15 protein-coding genes are annotated in these 20,274 nt (G+C 52.6%); all 15 read right to left on the bottom strand.

Going from position 1 to position 20,274, the window contains the following annotated elements:
- Positions 1 to 10 precede the first annotated feature (10 nt).
- The 15 genes from WH37_RS26090 to galU all read right to left on the bottom strand — a co-directional run bounded on the left by WH37_RS26090 (position 11) and on the right by galU (position 20,048).
- Positions 11 to 1,090, bottom strand: a complete 1,080-nt coding sequence (locus WH37_RS26090; RefSeq protein WP_046233581.1) for a hypothetical protein — start codon at positions 1,088 to 1,090, stop codon at positions 11 to 13.
- A gap of 103 nt (positions 1,091 to 1,193) precedes the next feature.
- Positions 1,194 to 3,335, bottom strand: coding sequence for an S-layer homology domain-containing protein (locus tag WH37_RS33955; RefSeq protein ID WP_052737227.1), 2,142 nt, complete (start codon positions 3,333 to 3,335; stop codon positions 1,194 to 1,196).
- A gap of 357 nt (positions 3,336 to 3,692) precedes the next feature.
- Positions 3,693 to 5,024, bottom strand: a complete 1,332-nt coding sequence (locus WH37_RS26080) for a UDP-glucose dehydrogenase family protein (protein WP_046233580.1) — start codon at positions 5,022 to 5,024, stop codon at positions 3,693 to 3,695.
- Between the two features lie 38 nt (positions 5,025 to 5,062).
- Entirely contained in the window at positions 5,063 to 6,817 is a 1,755-nt protein-coding gene (locus WH37_RS26075) for a phospho-sugar mutase (RefSeq protein WP_046233579.1), read from the bottom strand.
- Positions 6,818 to 6,830: 13 nt separating this feature from the next.
- Complete coding sequence (locus WH37_RS26070) at positions 6,831 to 8,264, bottom strand: sugar phosphate nucleotidyltransferase (protein WP_046233578.1); 1,434 nt, start codon at positions 8,262 to 8,264, stop codon at positions 6,831 to 6,833.
- Positions 8,265 to 8,363: 99 nt separating this feature from the next.
- Positions 8,364 to 9,353, bottom strand: a complete 990-nt coding sequence (locus tag WH37_RS26065) for a glycosyltransferase (protein ID WP_046233577.1) — start codon at positions 9,351 to 9,353, stop codon at positions 8,364 to 8,366.
- A gap of 27 nt (positions 9,354 to 9,380) precedes the next feature.
- Positions 9,381 to 10,688 (bottom strand): oligosaccharide flippase family protein, encoded by a 1,308-nt coding sequence (locus WH37_RS26060; RefSeq protein WP_046233576.1) that lies wholly within the window; start codon positions 10,686 to 10,688, stop codon positions 9,381 to 9,383.
- Between the two features lies 1 nt (position 10,689).
- On the bottom strand, positions 10,690 to 12,027 hold the full coding sequence (locus WH37_RS26055) for a UDP-N-acetylglucosamine 1-carboxyvinyltransferase (protein ID WP_046233575.1): 1,338 nt from the start codon (positions 12,025 to 12,027) through the stop codon (positions 10,690 to 10,692).
- A 154-nt stretch (positions 12,028 to 12,181) separates the two neighbouring features.
- Positions 12,182 to 13,057 (bottom strand): UDP-N-acetylmuramate dehydrogenase, encoded by an 876-nt coding sequence (gene murB / locus WH37_RS26050; RefSeq protein ID WP_231594369.1) that lies wholly within the window; start codon positions 13,055 to 13,057, stop codon positions 12,182 to 12,184.
- Between the two features lie 96 nt (positions 13,058 to 13,153).
- Entirely contained in the window at positions 13,154 to 14,455 is a 1,302-nt protein-coding gene (locus WH37_RS26045; RefSeq protein ID WP_052737226.1) for a glycosyltransferase, read from the bottom strand.
- A complete protein-coding gene (locus WH37_RS26040) occupies positions 14,448 to 15,605 on the bottom strand; it encodes a glycosyltransferase (RefSeq protein WP_052737225.1) in 1,158 nt (385 codons plus the stop codon). The genes WH37_RS26045 and WH37_RS26040 overlap by 8 nt, the downstream gene beginning before the upstream one ends.
- Positions 15,605 to 17,104 (bottom strand): O-antigen ligase family protein, encoded by a 1,500-nt coding sequence (locus WH37_RS26035; RefSeq protein ID WP_046233573.1) that lies wholly within the window; start codon positions 17,102 to 17,104, stop codon positions 15,605 to 15,607. The genes WH37_RS26040 and WH37_RS26035 overlap by 1 nt, the downstream gene beginning before the upstream one ends.
- 4 nt (positions 17,105 to 17,108) lie before the next feature.
- Positions 17,109 to 18,248 (bottom strand): glycosyltransferase family 4 protein, encoded by a 1,140-nt coding sequence (locus WH37_RS26030; protein WP_046233572.1) that lies wholly within the window; start codon positions 18,246 to 18,248, stop codon positions 17,109 to 17,111.
- 220 nt (positions 18,249 to 18,468) lie between these two features.
- Positions 18,469 to 19,134: a sugar transferase gene (locus WH37_RS26025; RefSeq protein ID WP_046233571.1), complete on the bottom strand. Its 666-nt coding sequence runs from the start codon at positions 19,132 to 19,134 to the stop codon at positions 18,469 to 18,471.
- Positions 19,131 to 20,048: a UTP--glucose-1-phosphate uridylyltransferase GalU gene (gene galU / locus WH37_RS26020; protein WP_046233612.1), complete on the bottom strand. Its 918-nt coding sequence runs from the start codon at positions 20,046 to 20,048 to the stop codon at positions 19,131 to 19,133. The genes WH37_RS26025 and galU overlap by 4 nt, the downstream gene beginning before the upstream one ends.
- Between the last annotated feature and the right edge of the window lie 226 nt (positions 20,049 to 20,274).

Raw genomic sequence — 20,274 nt, 5'->3', positions numbered from 1 at the left:
TCGGTGACCCTTATCCGCTTGCTTGAACAGCGTTCAATTTGTTGATGGCGCTGCTGCGAATTTCCGCTTTAATGGATTGATATTCCTGCGTCCACGTTGATTTTTTAGCAAAGGCTATACCAGCTTCCTTATATTCTGTTTCAGCCTTGTTAATTAATGCTTGGTATTGTTTATCGCAAGAAGCCTCTGCAGCAGCAATTTTCCCCAGCAGCTCCCCTTGTAACGCCTTTTCATCCAGTTCCGAGCTTTTGTTTATTGCCGCAACGACCTGTGTCATTAATTGATTCGCACTGCTGACGCATTTTCCTTTTAAAGCTGCTAGCTGTGACTCGTATTTGCTGTCGAGTGATTTGGTCTTGCTTTGATTATCCTTCGTCTGGCTGGCTGTCTTGTTGTCCGTTGCCGTATCTGCTTTTCCGCTTGATTGCTTGCCCGGCTCATCCAGTTTAACTGCACCGTCCGTCTTGCCTGCCGAGCCTGCCTGAGAGGAAGCTGTCTCTTGACCATCCACCTCCGCAGCTTGCTTGCCCTCGTCCTCCTTGGCCTGCTTCGCTTTTTCCAAAATCGCCTTGCGCTTCGCATCGTCCTTCTCGCCGACCGCTTCAATCGGATAGTTCGTGTCCACAATCGCCAAATATTTGCCGTATTGCTTCGTAATGGAACGCAGGGCGTCAATTTCCTCCGTCGTCAGCTTTGCCAGCAGCAAATTGCGAATCGCCTGCTTTTCCTCCGTCGTCAGCTCCTCGTCCGATTGCCCCAGCAAAATATACATTTCGCGGAAAGACAGCCCGGAGTTTAGCAAAATGGCGGCAACGTCCAGCGCATCATCGGTTTCGATTGTCTTGCCTGCGATTTGCTCCGCTTTGCCAACAGCGCCATCAAGTGAAGATGGCAGCTCCGCCTGATTGCCCACTCCTCCAGAGGCTGGCGCCGTCCCATCCTGATCAGCCACTAAAGCGGTACGCCGCTGCTGGATATCCTCCAGGCTGATCGAGCTGATTTTCCAATAGAAAAAACCAACGGTGCCGATAAGCAGAACTGCAATCGTTGCGGCGGCTATTAAAATCGTCTTCCAAATGCGTTTTTTCATCCTGTATCCATCCTTTCTTACGCGAAAAGAGCCGGACAAAGGTGTTATCACCTTTATCCGGCATTTGGGCCATCATGCTGCATCCTGAAACCTGAGACCTGAGCTACAGATTAATCAATCGATAAAGCATGACCGCTGCTTCAGCGCGAGTCGTATTGGCATTGACCGGGAAGCTGCCCTTCTCCAGTGGAAGCAGGCTGTTTGCTGCCGCGAAGGCAACGCCCGTCTTCAACGATGGATGAAGGTTTCCCGCATCCTCCAAATCGGCAAGTGCAGCTTTTACGTCGGAAGGCTCTTCCAGCCCCTTCGACAGCTTCGCCGCCCTTGCGATCATCGTCGCCATTTCAGCATGCGTAATGGTCGCTTCCGGCTCGAAGCGATTGCCGCTTCGTCCCTGTACAAGGCCGTTCTGCACAGCTGCACCCACATATGGCGCATACCACTGGGTTATGGGCACGTCTTTGAACGTGCTGGCTGACGAAGCATTTTTCAAATCCAGCGACCGAAAGAGCATTTTGGCAAACTCCGCCCGCGTCACCATTTTGTTTGGATCAAAGCGCGAATTCTCCACACCTTCAATAATGCCTTTGGCTGCTATCGCTTCAATCTCTTTGCCAGCCCAAGCATATACGCTGCCTAGGTCTTCAAAGGATATGGATGCTTGATCTTCGATCACCGCTGCTGGTTGGGCCGGGATAACAATCGACAACTCCGTTTCAAGCGTATCCTCCAGCACGGCTCCTGTTACAGCTTCTGTCGCAGCATCTGTCGCAGCTTCAGCAACTGCCTCGTCGACGGCCGAATTTGCAGAATCGGTCGTTTCATCCGGCTCACTTCCCTCTTGCGCTGCTGCTGTCGATGTCAAACCGCTTAAATATTCACTAAAATTGAAATAAGGCGTATTCACAATATACTGGTCAATGCTGCTGCCCGTTTCCAGCTTGGAGAAGCTTTCCCCCAGTACCTTCCATACCGCTTCGCGGCGAGTCAAATAGTTTTGCATCGCTTCAACCGTCGGCTTAAAAATGATAAAGCCCTGGTCCACCGTAATATACGGCGTAACATCGAATGTATTTTCCAGCTTCCAGGTCGTCTGCAGCAGTACAACCGCCTTGCCTAGCAGCTCTTGCTTCTGTTCGGACGATGCCTCGGCCCACTGTGAAATGATCGAATCCATCTCTTTGTGGTAAGCGGCTAGAAGGTCGTCCTCCGGTACCTCAGGCTCTTCCTTGCCAAGCGTCACTTCCTTCTCGAAAAGCACTTTGCCGAGCAGGCTTGCCCGCAGCGTCGCTTTCGCGGAAACCACCGAGCCAGGTATCGTCACCACGCCCGACTGTGCAACTTTTACATCTTTGCTGCCTGCCGGTTTTGACCAGACCAGCAATTCTTTTGGAACCTCACGGCCAAAAATCGAGAGCTTGTACGTATGCTTTCGGCCCTTATTGCTAATTTCCACCGTCTCCTTCGTACCCGATCGCATATAAGCAATCATCATGGAGCGGATAGCTGGAACTTCCTTCTTCAGCTGTTGGCGGAAATTGGTGACGGTATCTACCATATCTTTTTTCGTAATGTCCAGCTTGGCTAAAACAGCACTCACTTTGTAGGTCGAGGTATCGGCAAGAACCGTTTCCAGCGCATCGCCAAGCAGCTTCGTCTGCTCACTTTCGCTCGCCATTAGAAGCAGCAGCTCTGTATTGCTTTTCTCCGAGACCAGCGACGTCGTCTTTTGCTCCAGCGCATTCATAAACTGCATCGCATCATCGACTGTCAGATGATTTTGCCTCGCGAGCGCTGCTACTGCCTGCAAAGCGCCGCTATAGGCCGGGTTTTTGCGAATCGCCTCCAAATTATCAAAAGAAGGATCAAATTGCAGGCTTCCTGCCGCCACCATAAAGTCGAAAAGCGGCTGCTGAATGGCGGGATCTATTTTGCCAGACAGCTTGTTCCATATCGGAGCAATCAGATCGCCGTTGGCTTCAAAGCTGAGCGTTCCGATTTCGTCCCTCAGGTCTCTGACCTCCTGTACATCAACAGGATCGCCCATCTGCAAATACTGATGCAGCTCCAGCAAGCGCTTGATAAACTCACTGCTGTAAAAGGATTCGGCTGCCCCCGCATGCACTGTCTGGACAAAGCCGAGCTTCTCCAGCACGCCCCGCTCGCTGAGTGGCAATCCGGACAGCGCCGTACCTGCAACAGCTGCCGCCAGAGCAGCGGATACGATTTTTTTCGTAAACCTCATTACGTCCTCACCTCTTCTTTCGTTGATTGAAAACCTGTGTAGAAGGCTGTTGAAAAGGAGCTGCGCTGCGTGAAAGGCTTGGTTTCCGATCGTTGTTGCCTCCTGATTTCCTTGAATTAAGCCGCTTAAGCGGCGGAAATCACGGGGCAAAGCCTATGCTTACGAAGCTGATTTCCTTCGGAAAGCTTTAACCCCAACCTTTCACTCCGCTTGCCTTTTCAAAAATCCTTCTAGCTATTTCATTTATAGACAGTAGGCAAAGCAGCGGTAAACACTGCGTATCACCTATTCAAACCCGTTGAAATTTATTGAATTCAAATCTATTGAATTCGCTTGTTTTTCAACAAGCTAATCTACCTAAATCAATTCATGTATCGCAATGTCTTCGATGTTCATCATAGGTCTGCCTACCGGATAGTAGGCGAACAGCGTGCCCTCAAGCTGCTCTTTGCTGATCGCATTGCGGCCATCGATGAGGATGGGACTCGCCATGACGCGCTCCACTTCCTTAAGATCAAGCTTCGCATAGTCCTCCCACTCCGTCAGCAGGCAGACAGCATCGCATTGCTTGGCCGCATCAAGCGCGGAATCGCACCATTCAATGGAAGGGTGGTTCAGCAGGGAACGGAAATTTTCGACCGCAATGGGGTCAGTCACGCGTGGAATCGCGCCAAGCGCAAGCAGCGATTCAATAATTTCTATCGCTGGCGCTTCCCTTACATCATCGGTTTCCGGCTTAAATGCCAGTCCCCAAATGGCAACACGTCTGCCATGCATGCTGCCAAGCGCCCGTTTGAGTTTGTCGATTACGCCGTAGCGCTGATGCTGATTGACCTCTACGACCGACTTGAGCAGCTTGAAGTCGTATTCGACGTTGCCCGCAATTTGAATTAAAGCCTTCGTATCTTTCGGGAAGCAAGAGCCGCCATAGCCGATGCCAGCGCGCAGGAAGGAGGAGCCGATACGGCGATCCAGCCCCATGCCGTGGGCAACCTCCGTAACGTCCGCGCCTACTTTTTCGCAAATGTTGGCAATTTCATTGATGAACGATATTTTCGTGGCTAGAAACGCATTGGAGGCGTATTTGATCATCTCGGCGCTGCGAATATCCGTCATAATCAGCTGGTCGGTGAACGGCTGGTGCAGGCGGGTCAGCACCTCTGCTGCACGCGTGCTTTCCGAGCCGATGACGATGCGATCCGGATTCAAAGTATCCTTGACGGCTGAGCCTTCGCGCAGAAATTCAGGAACGGAGGCGATATCGAACGGGTAATCGCTAATCGCTGCCACAATGCCGCGAACGCGTTCGTTCGTGCCGACCGGCACCGTACTTTTCACAACAACAACCTTATAGCCGTTAAGCGCATAGCCGATTTCACGAGCTACCAGCTCGACAAACCGCATATCCGCCTCGCCATTCGGCAGCGGCGGCGTGCCTACTGCAATAATGACGACATCAGCCGCTACCATCGCTTCGGTCAAATCATCGGTGAAGGAGAGGCGCCCTGCCGCTGTATTGCTATCGGCCAGTTCTTTGAGCCCTGGCTCATAAATGGGAATTTCACCACTCCGAAGGCGCTCGATTTTGCTTACATCCTTATCGACACAGATGACATGATTGCCTTTCTCCGCATAACATACGCCCGATACCAAGCCCACATATCCCGTTCCTATCACTGTTACGTTCATCAAGCTCCAGCTCCTATCATTTGATTTAAAATCTTCTATTATAAAATCGTCTCCACATCGTAGAGCAGCGCCGTACGAATGGCTGCCAGCCTGCGCCTGCAGCGCACTTCGCTCCACTCCTTCGCTCCGTAATAAAGCCGCAGCGACGTGCCTGCCCCTGTAGGCTGAAGCGCACACCAAGCTCCATCCTCGAAAACGTATTTGATCACATTTGCCCCCAGCTCCTGATTCGCAGCTTCCTTGCTGAAGCCGAGCGCTCGAACGCCGTGCTCCTCCGAATCGTAAATGCTGCGAATCCGCAGCGAGGAAAGCTTCTCCGGCACTTCGCCCCGCAGCTTGCGCATCACATTACGCAGCCGCTGCGAGCCTTCAAGGCCAGGAAAGGACAGGCTGACCTGATCCTCCAAATAAAAGCCATATGCCTCATAAAGCTTGTGCAGCTGATCCCACAGTGTCAGGCCCCGGCTTTTATAAAAGGCGGCCATCTCTGTCGTCAGCAGCAGCGTCTGCAGCGCATCCTTATCTCTGACGAACGCCTGCGGCAGGCAGCCGCCTGTCTCATCAAAGGCGAAAAAAAACTTTCTCGCCCCGAGCTGCTCCTCTTCCGCTATTCGGGCGGCAATATGGCGGAAGCCCGGCGGCGTCTCTACGATATGAAGACCGTAGCGCCTTGCTATCGCTGTGCTAAGCTCCGTCGTTAGCAGCGACTTGTAGAACGTTGCCGGGTAAACCGGCTCATTAGCCCGCTTCTGCGTGCAAAGATATTCAAGCAGCAGACTGCCCAGCTGGTTCGCAGACAGCAAACGGCACTTGCCGCTTTTGTCCCTTGCCATTGCACCAAGCTGCTGCGATTCGGGATCGGTCGCCATAATTAGATCCGTCTGCTTCCGCTCGGCCAGCAGCAGCGCCTGCCTGTAAGAATCGGGATTATAAGGGTCTGGCTTATCGATTGTTGGGAAAAGCGGGTCTGGCTGAAACTGCTCCGGCACGCTCTCCACATCGCGATAGCCCATTTGCTTCAGCAGCTCAAGCAGCGTCTGCCCCCCGCTGCCATGCAGCGGTGTATAAATGACACGCATCCGCGTGCGCCCTGCCCGAAAGGCAGTCGGGCGCACAATGATGTCCGCAAGCTTGCGGTGGTAAGCCTTGTCCACCTCTGTACCGACAAGCACAAGCAGCCTCTGCCGCACCGCCTCCTCCGCATCCATCAGCGGGATGGCTACCTCCTCCTCGATGTCCTTCATGCGCCTTGCTACGAGCTGGTTGTATTCCGGCGCCATGACAGCGCCATCTGAGCTGAACAGCTTGACACCGTTGTAATCATAAGGATAATGGCCGGCTGTAATCATCAGCCCGGCTGCCGCATGCAGAAAACGGACAGCGAAGGAGAGCTCCGGCGTAGGCCGAGCCTGCTCGAAAAGGTAGACCTTCACCCGGTTTTTGGCCAGCACGAGCGCCGCCTGCTCTGCGAACACCCGCGATAAAATTCGGCTGTCAAAGGCAATCGCAACACCGCGCTGCTTTGCCTCCTCGCCGCCGCTGTGGATTTCCCCAGCAAGCGCCAGTGCAATGCGGCGTACCGTATAGATGTTCATCCGGTTCGTTCCTGCGCCTACCTTCTCCCGCACGCCCTCCGGCCCGAGGTGAAGATGCTTATAGAAGCGGTCGGTTAAATCGCCTGCCCCAAGCTCTCCGAGCTCTTTTCGCAGGTAAAAGGGCAGTTCTGCTTCCTTCCAGCGCTCGTATCTCCGATCAATCGCATAATCCAGCTGCTCTGCAATAGCATTCATCATCCTGTTAGCTCCTTCAAATCATGCAATATTGCATAATGTCCTTCCAATCCGCTTCCAGCCTGACGCTCTCCTCTTCTACAAGCTGCGTCCCTCTCATAACCTCAATCATTTCCATCGGTGTCCGGGCAAGCAGGCAGTGTCTGCTGCCCAGAGGGATGTTGATAATGTCGCCAGCCTTCACGGTACGCAGCTGGTCATCGAGCATCATTTCGCCTTCACCGGACAAAATCGTCCACACCTCGCAGCGATTGTTATGATAGTGATAGCTGAAGTTTTTCCCTTTATCCAAGCAGACGCGCTTCGTCATGACCTCGCTGCCGTCGGGATATTTCAAATAATCGAGCACAATGTAGTAGCCCCATCTGCGTTCCTCGTACATCGGGCGCTTGTCGCGATTTTTCAGCACTTCTTTAATCCGCGGGCTGGACGCCTTGTCGGAAACGAGAATGCCGTCGGGACTTGCAGCGATAATGGCATTTTTGATGCCCAGAATCGTAATCGGAATGCCCAGCTCGTTAATGACATGCGTATCCGTTGCAAGCTCTGTCGTAATATGCTCGCCAAGCTCCGCCGTTCCCATCTCTTCCGTCAGCGTGTTCCAGGTACCAAGGTCTTTCCAGCAGCCGTCAAAAGGAAGCACGGCCACCTGCTTCGCCCGCTCAACGACCTCGTAATCGAAGCTTGTCTTCACCAGCGTGCTGTATTGATTGACGAGTTCGTCGTATTGAATCGGAATCCGTTTCTCTATAAGCAGATTGATCAAATAACCGAGCTTGAAGGCGAACACACCACAGTTCCACAAGGCTCCGCGCTGCATCAGCTCGGCTGCCGCTTCCTCGCGCGGCTTTTCCGTAAAGCGCCGCACAAGCTGGTAAGAACGGGCATCTCCTGTCTCGGCATCGCTTGCTTCCGCTTCCGTGACGTCGCCTGCTGCATTAATAATCAGCTTTGGCTCGCCTGTCTCCGGCACGATGTAGCCATATTTTTCCGAGGGGAAGGTCGGCTTGACGCCCATCAGCGCCATATCGCAGCCAGAATCGTGAATGACCTGCTCCAGCTCGGTTATTTTATGGAAGAAGGCATCCTCCACGTAGGGGTCAACCGGAAGAATCGTCACAACCTCATCCAAGCTGACTCCGGCAACGGAATACAAATAAACCGCCGATAACGCGATAGCCGGGAACGTGTCCCGCCGCTCTGGCTCAATAATGAGCGGAACGGACAAGCCCGCATGCACGCGAATCATTTCCTCCTGCGCCTTGCCTGCGGCGATGTAGGATGAGCGTTGCAGGCCCGTCTCGCCAAGCTGGCGCCATACCCGCTCGACCATTGATTCCTTTAGCCCGCCGGGCCCATCCAAAATACGCAAAAATTGCTTCGACCTAGCATCATTTGACAGCGGCCACAGCCGTTTGCCTGAACCGCCGGATAAAAGAATCAGCTTCATTGGTTTTGCTCCTCCTTTTACATCTGAAACTGTGGTTATATAAAGACTGCGCTTTTTTCCCATGCTACTAAAAAATGCTAGAATATAGCGCTACTTGCTTTACGCCGTCTTCTCTACCTTTTTCTTCACCTGCCGCAGTAAAAGCAGCATCGACAGCATCGCTTTTTTGCCGCCCTCGAACCTTGTCAGCACAGCCAGCAGGCCCGATAACACACTGCCTCTTGCCGTCCAGTTCTGTTCAAGGCTGAGCTGCACGAGCCGCTTCGCCTTATCCATGTCCCGCTCATTTACAATGGCGGAAACGCCGAGATTAAACAGCTTGAGCGCGAGGCGCTTCGATCTTTTCAGGAAAAATAGGGCATGCACGCCGTAACGGTCGATCAGGTCGCGCCCTTCGCGAATGCGAAGCTCGGCGCACTGCCTGCCCAGCTCAGCGAGATATTGCTGGACCATCATTTTTTCCACGGAGCCGCTTACGCCGTCAGGCAATGTGTATCTGCGATACAGCAGCTTCTCGACAAGTGCAAACTCCGTGACGAGCCCCATCCGCAGCCATAAATCGTAATCCTGCGTGAACTTAAACAGCTCGCGGTAGCCGCCCGCCTGCTCGTAAGCATCGCGGCGGAACATAACCTCGCCGTGGGTGTAGAAGTTATTTTGCAGCAGCTGATCTATGCCCTTGACGCCCTGCTTGTACTTGTTATAAATCGTCGTTGTGTTCGTCACCTTGTTGACGTTCTCGACGATACAGCCAACGACGCCGATATCCGGCCTGCTTTGCAGCACCTTTACCTGCTCCTCAATACGCTGCGGGAACGAAATATCGCCGGAGCCATGAATGGCTACAACCTCTCCCTTGCTCTGCTTCACCGCTTCAATGACCGAACGGGTGAAGCCGCGATTGCTGTGGCTGATCAGCCGAATGCGCGGATCTTGAAAAGCTTCCAGCGCCTGCAGCGTGCCGTCCGTCGAACCGTCATCAACCAAAATAATTTCCGTATTCGCATACGTCTGGTCAAGCAGGCTTTGAATCGACTCCTTCACTTGATTGACCCGGTTGTAATACACCGTGATTATCGATACCAGCATGTCCTCATCTCCGTTATCTTTGGCCTTTTAGCGGCTTCGCAGCTTCATGAAACGAACGCCGATCGAGCCGATTTTACTTTTGATTTGCGCCCAGTCCTCTTTGTTTAAAATTAAAAGCCTGCTCAAGCTAATCGATTCCCGTCGTGCGTAAAAAATAATAAAAGCAACGCCCGCATACATGTAGCTGATGCTGGACGAAATCGATGCCCCTACCGCACCGTATTTGGGAACGAGAATGAAATTGAGCACGACGTTCATAATGAGCGCAATAACCGATACCCGCAGCGAGAACAGCGGCGCACCTCTGCCCGACAGGTCGGAATGAATCAGCTTGAACAGCACCATGGCGATGATGCCTGGCAGCAAATAGCGAATAACCTGCCCCGATTCGGCAAATTCAGCGCCATACAGCAGGCGGATAAACAGCGGCGACATGAACCAGAAGAAGATGCCGAATACGATAAGCACAGGCATAATGACGCGTATCAGCTTCGCTGTCCGTTCGACCGCCGCCTGATTGCTGCTTGAGCTTGCGCTGCGTGAAAATAAAATCAGTCCAATAGCGGCTGGCAGCTGCCAGATCAGCTCTGCGAGATTCGTGCCAACCGAATAAATGCCGACCTCGATTACACCCGTGAACCGCTCCAAAATAATGACGTCCACCCGGTAGTTAAGCTGAATGATGAACAGTGCAAGCGCAAAAGAAAAGCCCTGCCGCATCATTTGCTGCGGAATAGGGTGAATATATTTGAACTTGAATTTCACTTCGCCCAGCAGCAGTTTCATGGAGTAGCCTAACGTGAATGCCGCCATCAGCAGCTGTGTCAGCGCCGCTCCGAGAACCCCCATGCCAAGCGCCCAGACGAGAATGAGCAAAATGATGAAATTAAGCGCCGTCTTAATCATTTCGACCTTATTAATGCTGCCGATATTGCCTTTGCCCTGCATAATGCCGCGTAAATATTGAATCGCTAGATTGACGGGCACGGTCAGCGTACAAATGACAAGCAGCTCCCAGCTGTACTCTCCTCCATACTGGAGCAGCAAAATGCCCATGACCACTGCGACACTGAGGGTCGAGGAGATTAGCCACATAAATAATAAGGTCGATACAATATCGTTATAGTTAAATAATTTTTTACCGATTAGATAAGCAGCCGCCTGCCGGATGCCAAGATCGGCGATTGTCACAACGAGCGTAGGGATGACGAGTATAGCCGTTATCATCCCTTTGCCTTCGGGACCCAGCAGTCTGGCTGTCAGTACCGAAACGATAAAAGCTCCGAATAATACAAGCAGCCGGGTGCCGATCGTCGTTAAAATCTGGAACAGCATGCTAGTGGTTCACCTTCATAATCTGCGCGCCCAGCGCTGTGAAAATTTCAGTGAAGTTGCCGTAGCCCCGCTCCAGCTGGTACAAATTCGTAATCCGGCTTGTCCCAACAGCCGCCAGTGCAGCAACCGCGACAGCCGCTCCGCCGCGAATATCGGTTGCAACAAGATCAGTTCCATACAGCTCATCTACGCCATGAATGACAGCTGTCTGTCCCGCCGCCCCATTGACGCAAAGGAAACCGCCGTCCTTCACCTCGATATTCGCGCCCAGCTTGTTCAGCTCGTAGCAGTAGGAGAATCGTCCGTCGAGAATCGTCTCCTTGAGCTCGCTCGTGCCGCTTGCATTCATCATCAATACGGTATGCAGCGGTTGAATATCGGTATGGAATCCCGGATAAGCAGCCGTCGTGACGTTCACTGCTTCCAGTGGTCGGTTCCATTCCACATAAATGCCATTGTCGATTTCTTCTATTTTCAGGCCCGCCTGCCGCCATACGGCTACTTCGGACTCAAGGATGCGGGTCGTTGCATTGCGAATCGTTGCTGAGCCTTTCGTCGCACCGACTGCTGAAATAATCGTTGAAGCGATAATGCGGTCGCTCATCACCGTAAAGTCTGCGCGGTGCAGACGCTCTACGCCAGTAATTTGCAGGCTGTTCGAAGACAGCCATTCAATGCTCGCCCCCATATCATTCAGCAGCTTGATCACATCCAGCACCTCGGGATTGCGGGCGGCGTTATGCAGCTCAACAACCGCATTCGAACGAACGGAAGCGAACAGAACGTTCAGCGTGCCGCCAAAGGTTGGATACGGGAACGTAATGACCGTCCGCTCCTTCGGCTGGCTCTCGCGCAAGTGAAGCCCCAGCTCGCTCTCCTCCATCGCAAAGCCAAGCTCCTGCAGCGCGCTTACGTGCATGTCATGCTTGCGGCTGCCAATGTTGCAGCCGCCTGGCAGCGGCAGAAAGAGCGAGCTGCGCCAGTGCGCCGCCGCTCCAAGCAGCAGCAGGGAGTGGCGAATTTTGCCCGCCAGCTCGGCGTTCAACGTGCCGCCCATCCACGCGCTGCCCTTGCAGTGAAGCTCGTCTCCTTTGATCTCAACGTTCGCGCCGGAATCGTTCAGCAGCTTGATCAGCTTGGCTACATCATTCAGCTCAAGCGGCACATTATGCAGCACGACCTCCTCATCGGAGAGGCAGGCGGCCACAATAGCCGGCAGCGCCGAGTTTTTGGCTCCGGGAAGCGAGACTTCACCTGAAAGGGGATAACCTCCCTCAATTAATAAATAAGGCTCCGAAATCCTCTTTGTGCCGAGCGCTCTTGAATGAGCTTGTACCATATGCTTTCTCTCCCTTTGTAAAGGGTGTGGAAAAAGGAGCATCGCTGCGTGAAAAGGCTGGTATCCGACCGCTGTTTCAAAAACCGGACGTTTCACTTCTCCAACCAGCCTTTTCACTCCGCTCGCCTTTTTCCTCACCCTTTTGTTTTTTTATTTATACGAACAACACTTCCGGCTCCATTTGGATGCCGAGCTGCTTGGCTACTGTCGTTTGCATCAGCTCAATGAGCCGCTTTACGTCGCTGGCTGTTGCACTGCCTTGATTAATGATCCAGTTCGCGTGCACCGTACTAATCTGTGCGCCGCCAATAACAAAGCCTTTCAGCCCGACCTCTTCGATCAGTCTGCCGGGATGCGGGCCTTCGGGAGGGCTTTTGAAGGTGCTGCCCACCGTTTTGACGTTGATGGGGAACTTGCCCTTGCGGATGTCCGCCGCCCGCTTCGTCGCTTCCATCACCTGCGCGGGATCGCTTGCCGCTTCAGCCCGGAAACGCGCGCTCACAATGATGTGGCGCCGCTCCAGAAACCAGCTCCGGCGAAAGGAAAACTGCAGCTCCTCGGCGCTGCTCGTAATCACCTCGCCCGTGTCGCTGATATGCGTGACGCTGCTGACGACATCGCCGATTTCCTTGCCGATGCAGCCAGCATTCATGACGAGCCCGCCGCCTACGCTGCCGGGAATGCCTGCCATAAAATCGAATCCGGCGATGCCTTCATTCGCCATGGAATATGCCAGCCTTGGCAGCGCTACTCCCGCTTCAGCGTAAAGCTCACCGTCTTGAAGGCCGTATTCCTTCAACCCTTTGCCGACATGCATGACGACGCCGTCAAAGCCCTCATCACCCACAAGCACATTCGAGCCATTGCCGATAATGAGCAGCTTCCAGCCAAAACGCTCGCAAATCGCCGTTACAAAACGAATGTCCTCTACGCTTTTCGGAACGACGTAATAACGGCAAGGACCGCCAACGCTCATCGTCGTAATGCGGCTTAGCGGAACATTCGCTTCGTTCACAATATGTTCGAACAAGCTCCTCCACTCCTCTATCCTCGTCTTTTTCGATTGTTATCGCTGCTTGATGTGGCAGCTTGCACAGCAGCTAACCGTTGATGCTAAGCTGTATGTCTACGCTTTGCTGCCTACGCTGCGAGCGGTTTTGCCCGTTTTGCCGTTTCTTGGCGAAGCGGCTGCGGGCAGCGGCACTGCTCCTGGCAAGCTCGCTGCCCTCAGCGCCTCAGGTGCGCCTGCACCTTTGATATGCGCATCCACGACGGCAAGCATCGTATCGATGCGCGACTCCCAGTCATGCTTTTTCGCTTCAGCGACACGGTCCATGATCAACTGCTCGTAATTGTCAAGCAGCCCCTCATTCAGCGCCAGTCCCAGCTGTTTGTCGAAGGCATCGGCATCGGCCGCAACATAGCAGTAGGAATAGTAATCCCTAACTGCCGGCAGCGGCGTCATGACAACCGGCTTGCCTGCTGATAAATATTCAAAAAATTTCATCGGAAACATATTCGTGGTGTATTCGTTAATGACGTTCGGCAGCAGGCAGGCGTCGAAGCCTTTCAAATAACCCGGCAGCTCGCTGTACGGCTTCGGCCCGATCAAATGAATGTTCGGCGTCTTGCCCAGCCGATCTGCATCGGTCCATGGGTCGCCCTCTCCTACCTGCCCAATGAACACAAAATGCACATGAGGGTTGCGAGACGCGACCGATTCGATCAATGCCAGATCCAGCTTGTAGCCGCTAATGGCTCCAATGAAGCCAACCTTCGGACCCTTCATTCGCAAAAGCTCCGCGGGAATGACCGTGCCCGGCGACAGCGCCTTGTTAAAATGATTGAATTCCGCTACATTCGGGCTGTAATAAGTGCTGTCGTTAATCGCCTTGCGCGTCTCATACAGATTGGGGGCCGTAGCAAAAACGACATCGACTTCCTTCACCAGCCGCGCTTCCTGTTCCTTAATAATTTGCTCGGGCATACCGGGCTGCGCGGAAATTTCATCTACACAGTGGTAAACCGACAGCTGCTCGCGCATATCCAGCAGCGGCTGCGTCAGCGGATTGTACGTCCACAGCACGTAATCCTCCATTCCGAGCTTCCTAGCAAAATGCTTAACATACTGCCGGACAATAAAAAAGTTCAGCTTCCGAACGAAGCTGAACCGCTGATAAGGGATGACGACAGGCGACCATACCCATAGATTTGTTTTTTTCTGCTGCAGCCCGCTAAAAAATTGGCTGAGCCGCTTTATAATGCGCTTAATATCCTTGCCATTGCTTGACGGCTTGCGCAAACCGAGCGAATTCAGATACAGCACCTGATGCCCCCGGCCCGCAAGCCTGTCCGCAATATGCTGCTTATTCGTCCAGAAGGGGTTATCCCAATCGGCAGTTGACACAATAATAAATGGCTTAGACATGCTGCTTCTCTCCAATATATTGTTTATAGAGCTGCTCCAGCTTCTCCGTCTGCAAGCACAGATCGAACTGCTGCTCAACAAAGGCGCGGCCATTTTGTCCGATGGCTGCACGCAGCGGTTGGTTGGATACGAGCATATCGAGCTTTTCCTCCAGCTGGGCGGCGCTGCGCTCCTCTACCAAATAGCCGGTTTTGCCATTCAGCACCGCATCCTTAATACCGCCGCTGCTGGTGGCAACAACGGGAAGTCCCGTTCCGGAAGCTTCCAGAATGACCATACCGAGCCCTTCCTGATCACCATCCTTCGCCGTTACGCTGGGCAAGCAGAATATATCCGAATCGCTGAGCTGCCGCAGCACCTCACTATGGGGAATGCTGCCCAGAAACGTAATTCGTCCGGCTCCGGCCCGCGATGCAGCAAGCTGCTTCAGCTCCTGCCTCAGCGGCCCGTCCCCAGCTACGACAAGGCGCACATTGTCTCGACGCGCTGCCAGAAGGTGGAACGCTTCAATTAAATAAGCGATTCCCTTCTTCTCGGTCAGGCGGCCAACCGTCATAATGGTGACAATGTCCCGGTCAGGCGCTTCCCGGTAAAAAACCTTGTTCAAATCGATGCCGATATAGTGGATTTTGATTTTATGCTCAGGCACGCCATGCGCCATCAGCTTTTGCTTAATATGGTTGGAAACGGCGAGAAACAACGTCGTATCCCGCACAAGTCGCTTGAACTTTACATAATAGACAAGCCAGGAAAGCGGCCCAGGCATCAGCTTCGGCAGCCTTGTAATATCGTACCCGTGAAACGTAGCGAACAGCGGAATGCCGCGCTCCTTGCAGACGGGAACCGCATATACCGCATCTACCCCGAAGTGGGCATGCACAAGCTCAATGCCGCGCTGCTCGACGATCCGGTTAATATGGCGGGTGGAGGTAAAGGTCAGCGTGTAAAGCAGCTTTGTCAGCTTCTTCTGAAGCGACGACCCTGCTGCGCCAACGATTGTGTTGATGCTCCATTGATTAGGGAATTTATCGCGATTCGCGACCTCCCGGGTAATGACCTCCACCTGCACATTCCGATATTGATTCAGCTGCTCATAAATAAATGTTTCCGATGCAGGCAAAAAGGTATTTCTCAGTACGCCAATCCTCATTATTTCCCTCCAACTTCTGCCGTCTGCGGCGTCAAAGCCCGCTCCTGAACCGCTTGCCCTTCTCCGTTACCCGCCTGCTTTCCGCTCTGGCTTCTCCCATCCATGCTGCTTAGCTCCCCATCGCTATCCTTGCGCTGCTCGTATAAGATAAGCCCCGCGAGAAAGAAGAAAACGGAAGCAACCCGCAGATCATGCAGGAAAAAGTTATCAAACATCCCTTGCACGATAACGAATAGCGCTGCTCCTACTACACAGCTATCGAGTGCCGAGCCCGTGCGATAATAAAGGCGAATGCCGCGCCACAAAATGCCGAACAGCAGCAAAATAAGGGCAATCAGTCCAAACAGGCCGCTCCAAGTCCACATAATGACAAACAAATTATGCGGCGGATATTTGCTGCTGAAGCCAACCGTCGCTGCGTAGAAAGGAAAAATCCGCTCCCAGCCGCCATAGCCGAGGCCCAGCAGCGGATGCTCGGCAAAGTTTTGGAAGGTGAACTTCCAAATATAAGTCCGGGGATCACCCTCGATCGCATCGGCATTCAGCCTGCTCGTCAAATTCGTAATAATGTCGCCGGTAACGATAAAAGGAATAATCGCTGCGGGTATGACGAGCAGCAGCGACAGCTTGAACAGCTTTTGCACGCGGAACCGGATGCACACATAAGCCAGCACCACAATGCCAAGCGCCAACACGCCAGCGCGTGACTGTGTCGCCAGCATAGCGCCTAAATAAATGAAGCAGATGCCGAGCTGCAGCAGGCTGCCCTTGCGAAGCAGCAGCGACAGCGCAATGCAAAGCATCATTCCGAAGAAAACCGAAGCCACATTCGTATTAACGAACAACGTTCCTGCTTTATAGGGGTCCAAAATATTAGCTTTAATATCTACATTAATTAACGCCGCCAGCGTATTCGGCTCGATCAGAAAGCTCGCGATCTTTGATCTTAAAAATTGCAGCTCCAGATCAGGCGCAATAATAAAATAAATGTTCAGCAGGCCAATCGGCAAATACACATGCTGAATGCCGCGCAGCGTCTGTTCAACGGAAAGCCCGCGGGTCCGGTAATAGTAGCCTGCCAGCAAAGCGAGCAGACCAATGATGGAGTAAGCAATCAGCTTAAAGCCGAGCACCCGGTCCGGGGCATAAATAATGCCCACTCCCATCGCGATAAGCAAGGCGACATAATAACGAACAAGCCGCTGTGTGCGAAAATAATGCATCAGCTTTCCTTGCGACGCCGAGCGCAGCAGAAGCATAACGAGCACGAGACTCGACAGCGTCACCGAAACCGCAAGCGGCAAATACAACTGGTATGCCAGCAGCGCTGGGATGACGACATAATAAATGGCGTCTTTCCTAATCGCGACATAGGCGAGCGCTCCAGCAATAACGAACAGCAGCACATAAACATGCTGCACGGAAGCGAGGCATATAACGCCCAGTGACAGCAGCATCGCGGCATAAAGCGCCAGCTTGTTCGGCAAACGGGCAAACATCGAGCTAGGCCTGCACTTTCATCGGATTAAACCGTTCATTAAAGCTGCCGCTGACAATGCTGGAGATGTGGTATAAAAACGCCTCCACCGAAAACTGCTGTGCGTTCTGGCGGCAGTTCGCATCCGTCATCATCCAGGACAGCAGCTCAAACTGCCGTACCGCATCAATGACCGATTCCGCATCCTGCTTCTCAAAAAACAAGCCGGTCGGATTGTTCTCGCCCAGCCCTTTAACGATATCCTGGGCACCGCCCTTGCCATAGGCAATAACCGGGGTTCCCGCTGCCTGCGCCTCGACCATGCTAATGCCGAAGTCCTCTTCACCTGCGAAAATAAAAGCTTTGGCCTGCTGCATATGCTTAAGCAGCACGGCATTCGGCTGGTAACCGAGCAGCTTGACGTTCGGCGTTGCCAGCTGCTTCAGCGTCTTCATCTCCGGACCATCGCCAATGACGATCAGCTCCTTGTCCGGCATTTTGGCAAATGCCTCAACCACTAGATCAATTCGCTTATACGGCACAAGCCGCGAAGCGGTAAAATAATACTCTTTCCGATCCTGATTGGAATGATTGCCGAACGCCTTCACTTCAACCGGCGGGTACACAACCTGTGCTTGGCGGCGATAAATTTTGTGAATGCGCCGGGCGATATAAGAAGAGTTCGCGAGAAATACATCCACTCCGTTCGCCGTCCGCACATCCCACATGCGAATTTGGTGCAGCAGCAGCTTGGAAACGAGCTGCTTCAGCTTGCCCAGCTCGCTTAAATATTGATGCTGCAAATCCCAGGCATAACGGATCGGCGTATGCACATAGGAAATATGAATTTGATCAGGCCCGGTAATAATGCCTTTCGCGACCGCATGCGAGCTCGATATGATGACATCATAGCCGGATAAGTCAAACTGCTCGACCGCCAGCGGCATAAAAGGAAGATAGGTTTTGTACATTTTTTTCGCAAAAGGCAGCTGCTGAATAAAAGTTGTAATTGGCTTTTTTCCCTTCAGCATATGGCGGTCCTTCTCTTCCAGAAAATCAATTACACAGAACAGGTCCGCGTCAGGGTAAATATTCAGCAGTTGTTCCACTACCTTCTCTGAACCCGCATAGGTTACCAGCCATTCATGAACGATAGCCACTCTCATAAGGCATCTCCTTCTTCTTGCTTAGTGTCGTGTGAATCAGAAGCATGATGAAAAGGAACTGCGCTGCGTAAAAAGGTTGGCTTTCGGCCGCTGTTGTTCCTTGAGTTCTTTGAATTAACTTTTTAGCGGTAAGATTCAAGTAACAAAGGCGGACGCTCACGCTCCTACAGCTCAACCTTTTCACTCCGCTTGCCTTTTCACCTTGCTTCTGAGTTCTTATTTAATAAGCGCCTTTGCGCAGCAGCACGATTATGACCGTGCGATATAATATTTTTAGATCCAGCCATACGGACTGGTTGTATACGTAAAAAAGCTCAAGATCGACGCGCTCAGGATATCCAACGTCGCTGCGTCCGCTTACTTGCCAATATCCGGTTACTCCCGGCTTGACCGATAGGAAGGGGACCGCTTTCTCTCCATATTCCTTCAGCTCGTCACGTACGATCGGGCGCGGTCCCACCAGGCTCATCTCGCCTTTCAGCACATTGATGAGCTGGGGAAGCTCGTCCAGGCTCGTTTTGCGCAGGAAGCTGCCGATTTTCGTCACGCGTGGATCTTCGGATGGATCAAGCTTGTAGCTGTTGTCGATGTATTTTTTGTACAATACCGGGTCGGCGCGCAGCCGCTGCTCGGCATCATGCAGCATGGAGCGAAACTTGATGATGCTGAACGTATTGCCCTTATGTCCAATCCGCTTCTGCTTGAAAAATACCGTGCCCTTCGGATCGCTGATCTTAATCAGCAAAGCGACGAGCATGAACACCGGAAGCAGAAAAATAATGCCCGCAAGCGAGCACAAGACATCAATGATCCGTTTCGCTGCGGCTTGCAGCGAGAGAGGCAGCGTGCGGGTTTCTGATTTGTACTGTGGCCGATTTACACTCATACGCTATCCCTCCTCAGTGCTTGGAGCTGGCTGGCCTGCTGCTGCTCGACAATTTCCTCAAGCGCCGTCATCAGTGGAAGCTTAAGCTCCTTATTGCGCAGGGCGAAGTCAATCGTCGTTAAAATAAAGCCAAGCTTTTCTCCGACATCGTAACGTTTGCCTTCAAAATCATAAGCAAAAACGCCTTCGCTTTCATTCAGCTTTTGAATCGCGTCTGTTAATTGAATTTCATCGCCTGCGCCGCGCTCCTGCAGCTCCAGAAAATCAAAGATTTCCGGCGTCAGCACGTAACGGCCCATAATCGCCAAATTGGATGGCGCATGTCCGGGCTTCGGCTTCTCGACGAAACGGTTAACCTGCACGAGTCGGCTGCCCTCTACTTCCATCCCTACCGGATCGACAATCCCGTAACGCTGCGTCTGATCGACGGATACGGTCTGAACGCCGATAACCGATTTTCCCGTGGCATCATATTGTTCAATGAGCTGCCTTGTGCAAGGCACCTCGGATTCGACAATGTCATCGCCGAGCAAAACGGCGAATGGCTCATTGCCGATAAATTTGCGGGCGCACCATACAGCATGTCCCAGCCCTTTTGCTTCTTTTTGACGAATATAATGGATCGTTACATTGGAGGAACGCTGTACCGCTTGCAGCAGCTCCAGCTTTCCTTTCTCAATCAACGTATGCTCCAGCTCAAATGCGATATCAAAATGGTCCTCAATGGCCCGCTTCCCTTTGCCTGTTACGATAATAATGTCTTCGATACCGGATGCGATGGCTTCTTCGACGATGTATTGAATGGTCGGCTTGTCGACAATCGGCAGCATCTCCTTCGGCATTGCTTTCGTTGCAGGCAAGAAGCGTGTTCCAAGTCCAGCTGCAGGAATAATTGCTTTTGTCACTTTTTTCATCATCCATCACCCTATCCTTCTTCGTTTTTTTTATTTAATTGGAAGCAGTTCATGGGAGTTAAAAGTTCCAGCTATACTCTCGTGTGTCTGGCTCCTCTCCTATACATGATCGTATAGCTCGAACTTCTAAATGCTTTCACTCCTTTTCGCCCGTTTTTCTGCACGTAATTATGGGGAAGAGCTCGGTGAAAGGGGGTCGGCGCTGCGTGAAAGGTTTGGATTTCGA

Origin of the sequence: Paenibacillus algorifonticola (assembly GCF_000971975.1) — a bacterium.
GTDB lineage: Bacteria > Bacillota > Bacilli > Paenibacillales > Paenibacillaceae > Pristimantibacillus > Pristimantibacillus algorifonticola.
This window is presented reverse-complemented; position numbering and strand designations above follow the sequence as displayed.

Excerpts from the sequence above, each read along its gene's own strand:
- WH37_RS26090 (WP_046233581.1), bottom strand. The coding sequence starts at position 1,090 with ATGAAAAAACGCATTTGGAAGACGATTTTAATAGCCGCCGCAACGATT.
- WH37_RS33955 (WP_052737227.1), bottom strand. The coding sequence starts at position 3,335 with ATGAGGTTTACGAAAAAAATCGTATCCGCTGCTCTGGCGGCAGCTGTT.
- WH37_RS26080 (WP_046233580.1), bottom strand. The coding sequence starts at position 5,024 with ATGAACGTAACAGTGATAGGAACGGGATATGTGGGCTTGGTATCGGGC.
- WH37_RS26075 (WP_046233579.1), bottom strand. The coding sequence starts at position 6,817 with ATGATGAATGCTATTGCAGAGCAGCTGGATTATGCGATTGATCGGAGA.
- WH37_RS26070 (WP_046233578.1), bottom strand. The coding sequence starts at position 8,264 with ATGAAGCTGATTCTTTTATCCGGCGGTTCAGGCAAACGGCTGTGGCCG.
- WH37_RS26065 (WP_046233577.1), bottom strand. The coding sequence starts at position 9,353 with ATGCTGGTATCGATAATCACGGTGTATTACAACCGGGTCAATCAAGTG.
- WH37_RS26060 (WP_046233576.1), bottom strand. The coding sequence starts at position 10,688 with ATGCTGTTCCAGATTTTAACGACGATCGGCACCCGGCTGCTTGTATTA.
- WH37_RS26055 (WP_046233575.1), bottom strand. The coding sequence starts at position 12,027 with ATGGTACAAGCTCATTCAAGAGCGCTCGGCACAAAGAGGATTTCGGAG.
- WH37_RS26045 (WP_052737226.1), bottom strand. The coding sequence starts at position 14,455 with ATGTCTAAGCCATTTATTATTGTGTCAACTGCCGATTGGGATAACCCC.
- WH37_RS26040 (WP_052737225.1), bottom strand. The coding sequence starts at position 15,605 with ATGAGGATTGGCGTACTGAGAAATACCTTTTTGCCTGCATCGGAAACA.
- WH37_RS26035 (WP_046233573.1), bottom strand. The coding sequence starts at position 17,104 with ATGTTTGCCCGTTTGCCGAACAAGCTGGCGCTTTATGCCGCGATGCTG.
- WH37_RS26030 (WP_046233572.1), bottom strand. The coding sequence starts at position 18,248 with ATGAGAGTGGCTATCGTTCATGAATGGCTGGTAACCTATGCGGGTTCA.
- WH37_RS26025 (WP_046233571.1), bottom strand. The coding sequence starts at position 19,134 with ATGAGTGTAAATCGGCCACAGTACAAATCAGAAACCCGCACGCTGCCT.
- galU (WP_046233612.1), bottom strand. The coding sequence starts at position 20,048 with ATGAAAAAAGTGACAAAAGCAATTATTCCTGCAGCTGGACTTGGAACA.